The 9,683-nt window shown below is 33.0% G+C and carries 11 protein-coding genes; all 11 read right to left on the bottom strand.

Annotation, left to right across the window (positions count from 1 at the left end; genetic code table 11):
• On the bottom strand, positions 1 to 2,023 hold a 2,023-nt coding region (locus C9J29_RS22345; protein ID WP_107922826.1), incomplete at its 3' end, for a pLS20_p028 family conjugation system transmembrane protein.
• An 11-nt stretch (positions 2,024 to 2,034) separates the two neighbouring features.
• The gene (locus C9J29_RS22340; RefSeq protein WP_107922825.1) at positions 2,035 to 2,232 is read right to left on the bottom strand and encodes a hypothetical protein; all 198 of its coding nucleotides are present in this window, start codon (positions 2,230 to 2,232) and stop codon (positions 2,035 to 2,037) included.
• Positions 2,232 to 2,735 (bottom strand): hypothetical protein, encoded by a 504-nt coding sequence (locus C9J29_RS22335; protein WP_107922824.1) that lies wholly within the window; start codon positions 2,733 to 2,735, stop codon positions 2,232 to 2,234. The genes C9J29_RS22340 and C9J29_RS22335 overlap by 1 nt, the downstream gene beginning before the upstream one ends.
• Complete coding sequence (locus C9J29_RS22330) at positions 2,735 to 5,221, bottom strand: VirD4-like conjugal transfer protein, CD1115 family (RefSeq protein ID WP_107922823.1); 2,487 nt, start codon at positions 5,219 to 5,221, stop codon at positions 2,735 to 2,737. Before C9J29_RS22330 ends, C9J29_RS22335 begins: the two co-directional genes overlap by 1 nt.
• 20 nt (positions 5,222 to 5,241) lie before the next feature.
• Entirely contained in the window at positions 5,242 to 6,357 is a 1,116-nt protein-coding gene (locus tag C9J29_RS22325) for a hypothetical protein (protein WP_107922822.1), read from the bottom strand.
• A gap of 57 nt (positions 6,358 to 6,414) precedes the next feature.
• Positions 6,415 to 6,642, bottom strand: coding sequence for a hypothetical protein (locus tag C9J29_RS22320; RefSeq protein ID WP_107922821.1), 228 nt, complete (start codon positions 6,640 to 6,642; stop codon positions 6,415 to 6,417).
• Between the two features lie 18 nt (positions 6,643 to 6,660).
• Positions 6,661 to 6,879, bottom strand: coding sequence for a hypothetical protein (locus tag C9J29_RS22315; RefSeq protein WP_107922820.1), 219 nt, complete (start codon positions 6,877 to 6,879; stop codon positions 6,661 to 6,663).
• Positions 6,880 to 6,983: 104 nt separating this feature from the next.
• Positions 6,984 to 7,463 carry a helix-turn-helix domain-containing protein gene (locus C9J29_RS22310; RefSeq protein WP_107922819.1) on the bottom strand — a complete coding sequence of 160 codons (480 nt, stop codon included), beginning with the start codon at positions 7,461 to 7,463 and terminating at the stop codon, positions 6,984 to 6,986.
• Positions 7,464 to 7,717: 254 nt separating this feature from the next.
• On the bottom strand, positions 7,718 to 8,071 hold the full coding sequence (locus C9J29_RS22305; RefSeq protein ID WP_107922818.1) for a hypothetical protein: 354 nt from the start codon (positions 8,069 to 8,071) through the stop codon (positions 7,718 to 7,720).
• Positions 8,072 to 8,082: 11 nt separating this feature from the next.
• On the bottom strand, positions 8,083 to 8,832 hold the full coding sequence (locus C9J29_RS22300) for a hypothetical protein (protein ID WP_107922817.1): 750 nt from the start codon (positions 8,830 to 8,832) through the stop codon (positions 8,083 to 8,085).
• A 14-nt stretch (positions 8,833 to 8,846) separates the two neighbouring features.
• Positions 8,847 to 9,674, bottom strand: coding sequence for a hypothetical protein (locus C9J29_RS22295; RefSeq protein ID WP_107922816.1), 828 nt, complete (start codon positions 9,672 to 9,674; stop codon positions 8,847 to 8,849).
• Positions 9,675 to 9,683: the final 9 nt, after the last annotated feature.

Below are 9,683 nucleotides of genomic sequence, written 5' to 3'. Positions count from 1 at the left end.
GGCTTACTGGCGCACTTTGTGACGCTGGTGCGTTTGCTTGGCTTACTGGCGCACTTTGTGGCGCTGGTGCGTTTGCTTGGCTTACTGGCGCACTTTGTGACGCTGGTGCGTTTGCTTGGCTTACTGGTGCACTTTGTGGCGCTGGTGCGCTTACTTGGCTTGTTGGTACACTTTGCGGACTTTGACCACTTGTAGCTTCATTATCAGTTGCCCCACTATAATTAACTGGTGATTGTTGTTCATTAGCTTGTGTTGGTTTCGGTGTATTAGTAGGTGCTTTGGTTGCACTATCTTTTTGACCACTTGTGGCTATATAATCAGTTACACCACTTGAATTAACTGGTGATGGTTGTTCACTAGCCTGTGTTGGCTGTGGTGTATTAGTAGGTGATTTTGATGTACTACTATCTTTTTGACCACTTGTGGCTATATTGTTAGTTACACCACTTGAATTAACTGGTGATGATTGTTTATTAGCCTGTATTGGTTTTGGTGTGCTAGTAGTCTTATTTGATGTACTACTATCTTTTTGACCACTTGTAGTTCCATTTCCAGCTGTACCACTTGAATTTGATTTTTGTATACCTTTTTCTGTTTGAGATGCTGTATCATTGTTTTGGCCACTGGTTGTATTTGTATCATGTAGTGAAGCAGCTACTTGTTCTTCAGAACTACCTACTGAAGATTGTTCATTTTGACCACTTGTGGCTTGGTTTCCGAGTGGTGATGATTGATCATTAGCTTTTTCATTGTTTGATTGTTTAAATGGTGACTTAACATTCTCTTTTTCTTTTCGTAATGGTGACTTATTATTGTTCCCGTCATTTTTACCTGAAGACAATTGATTACCTAGATTTTTCATAACGTTAGAAGCTCCTTTATAGCCCCCAGTTGCTATTGAGCTACCTACTTTCGCTAAAGCAAGTCCCCCAGCAAGAGCACCCCAACCTGATTTAATACCAGCATCAATGCCATATAAACGTTCAACAATGTTTGGCCCATCTATTAAAGCCATGGAAAAACCGATTAAAAGGATTAAATAGGCTATTCCCTCAAAATTATTTGTTAAATATTCTAAACCTATAATATAAAGACGCATCGATAAGAAAATAAATATTATAACAATAAACATATTTAAAATGTTTTGTAATATTTTTTTCGTTTTTGCGCCATCGTGTATATCGGTTGGTGCAATAATCATCGCCAATATTTGATTAAAGGCGATTTCATATGATAATTTTGCTAACTTCAAAGTAATTGTAAATAAAGTAAAACCCATTACTAACAGCGAGACAATAATCGTAAACCAATTGAAATTGTAACGATAGTAATACTCGTTATTCCAATCTGCAAAGCCCCCCTGATCAAACTCAACTAAAATTCTTCCTTGACCATCCCAACCTAAAAAATTCTCAGCTACTTTACTGTTTTCTAGCTTTAATTCTCCTGGATCAAAACGTTCTGTAGCTTTTAGTTTCAAGACTAGACTTGGAGGAACGTTATTAACGACTTCTTTTGTAGACCATCCATCACGATCAAGGGCTAACAAATCTGTAGTGTTTCTAATCACAATGTTCTCCGAGATAGTTCCAGTTTCATTGTTATACAGATTAGCTACATTTAAAGCATTTATAGCTTCATCCGTTGTTTCATTAATTTTATGAATACCTGGCGTTAGAATGGAGAAGATAGCCAAAGTAATCGTTAAATTAATTGCAATAGCTTCACCTTGCACTGCTTTTCGTTTGAAAATTAATAAATAACCCGTAAACAATATCGAAAAGGCAAGTAGTATTATAGTAACTGGCCTAAAAGTTTGTAAGAAATTGAGTATTGCAGGTGTTTCAAAGAAATTTTTTACTAATAGCACTTGATTTGTTAAATTTTCCATTCCATCAATAATAAACGCTAAACCTTGTACAAATATCCACATCAGCCATCTAAAAGGATCAATAAAAATGTTCGCTGTCGATAAATATTTACTAAATTCTTCTAATATACGAATTACTTCACTATCTGACATTTAGGAACACCTCAATTCTTTTGGTAATCATGAATACTACCTAAAATATGATAGTCGGCTTCTTCTAACAACGTAATGATTGGTTCTCCAATTGTTTGTTTGTCCTGAAAGATGGTTGCTAAACCATCATCAAACAACACCTTAATGATATTACCCGCAGCCAATAACTGTTTATTATCTTCAATTATTTCAACTACATTTTTACGCATTAATTATCCCCCTCAATAATTTGTTTAGTTGCGAATACTCCTAATCTTGAAGTCGTATAAGATAAAACTGATGCACCCATTTGTCCATTTGTAAAATCAATCTTTGCAAACTGCATACGTGCAATATGTGACGGTTCAAACTGCTCAAAAAACTTATCAAGTGCTACTTTTTCAACACCAGTTTCTAAATCAATAAATGTTTGCTTAGACAAATCAATCATCATTAAAGCAATGTTTTTCATTGTGATTTTTTGTGGCTCTTCTTTGCAATGCTCACAAAATCCTAAAATAAATGCAGTTAGTAAATCAGTGCTGGCATATTGCCAAAACTTATCCTTTGCTAAAGGATCGTTATAAATCTTGAATGCAACATTATGGGCATGTTGTTGAGCTGCTTCAATATTACTTATCATAAATTCTTTTTTCGTTAGCTCTAAAAAGTTATTAATGGCACTCACTAATTTTTCATTTTCCTCAATAATTTCAACTACATTTTTACACATTAATTTTCCCCCTCATTCAATTGTTTGGTAAGCATATTATTTAGCATAATAAAATTTTCTTTTATCATTTCATCTTGGTAAGCAATAATTAGATCTCGTACTTTACCAATTGAGTATGTTTCAAATGCTTCTTCTTGGAAGATTTCTTCAAATCGTCCTGGACGTTTGAAGGCTACTTTAAATAACATTTGATTTAAACCATTATTTATCTGCTCTGGTGCAACTACAGAATTTGAAAAACTAATAGAACTGTCTTCAGGTTCAGAAACCGCATTTAAAGCTTCTGTAGAAGCTACTTCAATTGAAGCCTGTTCTATTGCTCCTTCGTTTGTTATTTCTTTAGTATCATTTTCAAGAACACTATAACAAATTTGAATGTCTTTTAAATTTAAATCAGCGTGTGCACAAGGTATGTCAAAATCATTAATCGATTTCGATGTATCATAAAGATCACCAAGATATTCCCAACGATACTTCATAGAGGTTTTATCATGATTGTAAATTGGAAATTGGCGAATACGATTTCGTTTTAAATCTTGGCGTTTTATTGTACGAATAACAACAGACTCAGCTTCTTTTAAACGCATTAATTCATTCATATCTAATAAAGAACGAGCTTCAATTCCAATTGTTTTCGATTTATCAAAATCTATGGTCTTCCCTGAAACTGATTTCGTTCTAATCGTTTTTGGTCCAAGTGTTTTGCTAATTCGTTCAGCAGTATCTGGATCACTTGTTAAAAGATAAATAGTGTTGTTACAGTTTCCGTCAATTGTCTTCCAGTCATTTCCGTATAAACTTTCAATTTGACTGTAAGCTTGAATAATCAAATTAAAACGAATATTACGACCAAGACAAACCGTTAAAATATTGGCCATTCCTTCAATTGCTGGCATATTACCGAATTCATCAATAAGGAATACTACTTCTCTATGACACTTGTTACCTTTTACGTTACTTGCAATACGGGCTAATAGCGTATATACCTGTTTAATAAATAAACTTGCGATTATATTAAATGTTTGATCATAATCAGGGATAATCATAAATAATGCTACAGGACGATCATCTTGTATCCATTCGCTAATGGAAATTGAAGATAAGCCTGACGTTTGCTCATACTGAATGCTTCCATCTTTTAAAATTTCTATTACTTTGAAGGAAGCTTTTTCATCCTCAACTTGAATCGCAATTTCATCATCAATCTTTAAATTATTCTTGTGATAAATAGTGAAGATTCCATCAGCCCCACTTCGAATTGTTTCTGTGACTCCGTTAAATACAACATTTACACGAGTTAGAGGTTTAACCTGTGCTGTAAGCCAATGATTATAACCGAATTTGCGCATATCAAAAGTATTTTTACTTGTAAGCTTTGCCGTTCCATCAAGCGTGAAAACACCTAATTTTGAAGTTGTATTTGATAAAACTGCAGCCCGCGTTTGCCCTTTCGAAAAATCAATCGTTGCATATTGCATTCGCGCTGGATGTGAGGGTTCAAATTGTTCAAAGAACTTATCGAGTGCAGTACTTTCAGCTCCTGTTTCTTCTTCTATAACCGTTTGTGTGGCTAAATTAATCATCATTAAAGCAATGTTATACATCGTAATTTTGTATGGCTCATTCTTGCTGTATTCACATAATCCTAGTATTAAAGCTGTTACTAAATCGGTACTAGCATTTTGCCAAAACTTATCTCTTGCTAAGGGATCGTTATAAATCATAAATGCAACACTTCGAGCGTATTGTTGAGCTGTTGCAAAATTATTCATCATGAATTCGTTTTTCACAAGTTCTAAAAGGTTGTAACTAATCGATGCAAAAGGATTCATTAAATTTAAACATTGCACATTGTAATTCAATCCTTCTAGTTGTTCTTTAGAAGCTGCATATAGCTCCCCCTTAGGATCTGTTACGATTAAAGAAGCTTGATTTTCAGCACGACTATAAATATCAATAGCTGAAACAACAAATACTTCACCTTTACCTGAACGAGTAGTACCTATAATTAGATTATTGACTGGTGAATCATCAATAAAAATCTTGTCGTTTAAGCGTGATATTGGAATACCTCCCCCACCCTCAAACCTTTCTACTTTTTCGGGAATTGCTCGATATTGTTTTTTGAGTTCTTCAATAGTTGTAAAGCGACCTGTACCTTTTTCATCACCTTTTCCAACTCGACCATAATTAGAATGAATCTTGTATGTGAAGAAAGATGTAAAAATAAAATTCATTATAATTAAAATCATTGTAAGTACACCCAATGAAAAAAAATGAGTAATAGTCCATAACAAATCGCTACTAAATTCAATTACTGAAGGTTTTAATAAAGTTCCTTCATCGACATAGCTTCTTTTAAGTTCAAATATCAAATTCACAATGAAATTCAAAGCGAATAATGAAACGGAAAACGTACTTATAAAGACGCCAAAAGGCAACCCATATTTTCTTATCAGCTGATACCATTTCGGTTTATTTTCCATAAAACATGCGTCACCCTCTCTTAAAGCTTCGCAATTTCTTGTTCTTTATCTGCAATCTGCTTAGAAATTTCGTTCTTTTCTTCGCCTGATACTAAAGGTAATCGCGTTTGTAACGTTTTGATTTCCGCAGCTAAAATTTCGTAACGGACAATTTTTTCACTTAAAACACTATTAGAATTGTTATTTAATTCTTTTTTTGCTTCTTCTACTTTGCCCAATTTTAAATATGCGTAGGTTTTCATTTCAGAACGTTGAACTGTCATATTTACGTTCTCAACATTTAATAAAAGCTCATAATTTTTTTCGAAATATGCTAAATCAAACCTAGCTTCATTTGTTGGATATAGTTCATTAAAGGTTGCAATTTTATCTTTCTTAATGGCATCTGAAAGCCCCTTATTCGCTAATAAAAGTGTCTCAACATAAATCACATCATCATTAAGAGAAACGGCCTTATCGAAAGCGCCAGCTACTAAATATTCGTTGATCAAAAGTACTTGCTGATTTTCCGTTAATTTATTTTCTTTATTCAACGATTCTAAGTATGTGAAGTAAGATTCTTTGTTGCCCTGAAGTGCTGACTCATAATGTTCAATCAATTGTTTATTAATTTCACCTTTTTCTACTTCTTTGGCTAATTCATTATTAAAACTATTTTGTTGCATATTGAACATAAAACCTAATGCTAAACAACCAATAGTTGCACCTGAACCAAGTAAATAAAACACAGAGCGTTGCCATTTCTTAAATCTACTAATATTTGTTTTTTCTAAATTGATGAATGTTTTATCAACAAATTCAATTTCTTTATAAGCAGCTGGTGTTAATTTTTCAATTTGTTCAAGTAAAAATTGTCGTTCATGTTCCTTATCTTTTGGTACTTTGATTTTTGGTGCTGTTTCATGTAACTGATGGTAGATATTTTGATAATCATAAGAACCGAATGCAAATATACCCCGATAATAGACATTTCCATTCAGATCCGTAATTTGAAACTCTGCTTGAAATAACTGTTTTTCTTTACGACATTCACGCTCAACATTTTCTGTTAGGACAACAGCATCAGAAAAGGGAATGTGTTTAAAGTTTTCAACTTTCTCTGTATTTGCAGAATTATAAAATACGACTTGTAACATAAATTTTTCTCCCTTCTTTAAATAAAAAACACCCTCTGTAATAGAGGGTGTTTTTTATTAGAATGTAAAATTGGTATTTACAGAAGTTGCAAGTGCAAGGGCGCCATTAACCAAAAGAAGGCCAACTCCCGCACCAATAAGAATGTTCTTGGCAGTACGTCTTCCGTCTTGTCCACCAGCCATCAAAAAATATCCAGCGATAAGACTTGCGATGGCTGCACAAATTAGCGACGGCTTTTGTGCCCACTCAAGAAATGCAGTTGCATTAGCTATGAATTGTTCCAAACTAAAAACCTCCTTTTCCTATGAATCTACTGGTTCAGATTGTTGATTTAGTTGATTACTAGAATTACCTGGTATGTCTTTTGTTAATGCCATTTTTGTGACTTTTGTAATCACTTCTGTACTTCTAGTAATAAGTGCCACATGCTGTTCATCTAGCCATTCATCATAATCTTGACCTTGCACACGCAAAATCATTTCTGCAATCTGTTTATTAGACTTTTGTGCCTTTGTAGCCATCAAAATCCTCCTTACATTAATTAAGCGACGAATGGTGAGTTTTAGGCGTACTCACAAACCATTTAGACGGTATAAGCTACTAAATATCGCAACCTTTTAATAGCTCACCCATTATTCAATTTTCGGTTTGAATAGCGTACCAACTCATCGTGAGGATGTTTTCTTTTCGCAACAAGTGAACCTTTCGATGCAGCTGAACGAACTTGATAATAAATCTCTGAAATATTCTTCACTGCTCCTGTATCGGTTTCAACTCCGAGAACCCCTTCGAGCTGGTATGTCTTCCCGTTAAAAAGTCGGACGCTATCTGCTGTTGTGGGTAGTTCATAAACACCGATACGTTCAGATTCAGTTGTATCTAGATCAAGAAGATCCCAGGGTAAGTCTTTTGGTGTAAACCCTAATATTTTCCCTAATTCGACTAGCTTACTGATATTAATATCCTTAATTTTGTTCTGTTCATAAGCACTTAATGTACTTTGCTTCAAAACACCCTTTGAGAGTTCAGCAACACTTTTTTGAGAAAGCCCTTTTTCTAAACGCTTCAATCGAATCCATTCACCGATTGACATCTTCTTTGCCAATTCCCTCCCCCCTTCCAAACAATACCTTTACATGTAATTTTATATCAGAATTCTGGTCAAGTCAACAGAATCCTGATATATTATGAGTGAAAAATGCATCATTAATTTAGTAATTTACAAATCTTGTTGTGGCCCTATCCAAAAAGATTTGGTTTAAAAATTCAATTTTTCCAGTTAAAAATAATACAATTGTTATAACTATCGTAAGTCCACCAGCAAGCAACATTAATTCAGTAGTAGTTATCTTCATATCATCACCTTACCTTACTCGAAGCTGAACCCTTAAAATTTAATTTGATAACTTCAAAGTCCATGAATACTGGCTTGATAATCATTTGATATTTGTACAAAATATCTTCACCATACGATTTCTTTCCAGTTGATGTTTGCATAACAAAACGTCCATTAAAGTTATCATTTGAATAATTTTCAATGTCTGTTAATGCTTCGTTTGTTAAACCTCCAAATCGTTCGATTGAATTATTTGCATATTGTTGATAATCATTTTTTTCACCTAATTGAATAACAACTGCACCAATCGTCAACATAAATAGTGTGCATACAACAGTTAAAGCGATTTTCCCTAAAAATGAAACGATCCCGTCCATTTAAACACCCCCTAGACAAGTCCTGTTGTTTTTACGGAGTAAATAATAAAAGCTAATAAATATGGAATCAATATAAGCACAATAGAAATTGCTAACATAAAGGGAATCGAGTTAACTTTTTTAAATTTAAGATTAATTACTTCCTTTGTCCTTTTCAGTAATTCACGGTTTGCAATATCACTTAATTCTTCAATTACAGATAATTCTTTAGTTGAATTTTGATAATCGAATATGGCCATCATAAAATTTAAATCAATATCCTTATTACTGGAACGCTTCGAAAATTCTAAAAAAGGTGTAATATCGTTTGGAGCTGCGACCATTTCATTCATTAGTCTGAAAAGAGATTTTTGCAAATCGCCATCCAAACGTGGGATTAGTTTAGTGAAAATGGTGTACAATGGCATATCACGTTGACTATGTTGACTACCTAAATTATTTTTTTCATCAGCACTTTGTTTTAAATAAGGTACAATTAACCGCATGAATTTTGAAAATTGCAGTTCTCTTTTAAAGCAAAATTCATCATATAATCTATTTACTTTGTTGTAATCATTTTTAAATGCTACAAAACTCATGAATACTAATAATAAATACCAGAGGGAGTTTTTCGTGAGTATAGACAAGATTAAAAAGATCACAAACATAAACACTGTTAATCTTATCCTCTTTTTCATACGCTTTTTGATTTCGTATTCACTATGACCCATTTCATCAAGCATAGTAATATAATTTGCTTCTGCAAAACTTAAAAGCTTCATCAATTTCCCTCCCTTTAAAAAGTAGTCAATGAATCATCATAAAGAAAATTCATTGTACGATTGAAAAATAAATAAATTAACACTAAAAATAGACTATTAAATATCATTCCAATAGTGGTATATGCATATGCATCGAGGTAAATTTCAATAGAATATGAAAATACAAGCAACCCAATAATAATTAATACTAGGAATGCTGTTACCATTACAGTTGTTATAAATGTTCCTTTTTCAACTTGAAATTCATCTTGTTGTAAAATAAATGCATTATGCTGTTCCTTTAATTCTTTAAAAGTCTCAATGTTAGGACGGCCTTCAAGATGGGCAGTTTCTAACTGTTCAAAAAATTGGCCAAAGATCACATCTTCTTCATATTTTTTTACAATTTCATCAAATGCTTTTTCAGCTAGTTCTTTATTGGCAGAGGTAAGTTTAGCTAATAAAACTGTAATGTCATTATAAAGCTCACCATTAAGCCGAGGGATTAACTTTTCTAAAATGGATAAAAAGGAAACATGTTCATTACCAATCAAGTTCGTGCAATTGTTAATAAAACGGTTTCTTTCAATGTATGATTTGTGGTAATGATTTTTCTTTACCATATTAGGCAAATGTTTCAAAAGACCGTACAATAAACCAAAACACATTGTAGCTAGTGTTAAAAAATAATTAAAAAATATAATATGTGTAAATACTGCAAAAATGGCAGCTGGTATACCCAGATAAGTAAGGAAATGTTTGAACGATAACTTGTCAGAATAAGATGTTTGTATCGCATTAAGTTCGTTAATTGAAATTTTTCCTTTATGAAATTTTCTAATCTTTTTTATCTCTTTACTCAAATTGTGTCA

The organism is Lysinibacillus fusiformis, from assembly GCF_003049525.1.
In the GTDB taxonomy this organism is placed as follows: Bacteria; Bacillota; Bacilli; order Bacillales_A; family Planococcaceae; genus Lysinibacillus; species Lysinibacillus fusiformis.
The sequence above is the reverse complement of the archived record's forward strand: the minus strand, read 5'-3'. Positions and strand labels throughout refer to the sequence as shown.

Bases quoted from the DNA above. Each gene is read 5' to 3' on its own strand.
- C9J29_RS22300 (WP_107922817.1), bottom strand. From the start codon at position 8,832: ATGAAGCTTTTAAGTTTTGCAGAAGCAAATTATATTACTATGCTTGAT.
- C9J29_RS22340 (WP_107922825.1), bottom strand. From the start codon at position 2,232: ATGCGTAAAAATGTAGTTGAAATAATTGAAGATAATAAACAGTTATTG.
- C9J29_RS22330 (WP_107922823.1), bottom strand. From the start codon at position 5,221: ATGGAAAATAAACCGAAATGGTATCAGCTGATAAGAAAATATGGGTTG.
- C9J29_RS22305 (WP_107922818.1), bottom strand. From the start codon at position 8,071: ATGGACGGGATCGTTTCATTTTTAGGGAAAATCGCTTTAACTGTTGTA.
- C9J29_RS22335 (WP_107922824.1), bottom strand. From the start codon at position 2,735: ATGTGTAAAAATGTAGTTGAAATTATTGAGGAAAATGAAAAATTAGTG.
- C9J29_RS22325 (WP_107922822.1), bottom strand. From the start codon at position 6,357: ATGTTACAAGTCGTATTTTATAATTCTGCAAATACAGAGAAAGTTGAA.
- C9J29_RS22315 (WP_107922820.1), bottom strand. From the start codon at position 6,879: ATGGCTACAAAGGCACAAAAGTCTAATAAACAGATTGCAGAAATGATT.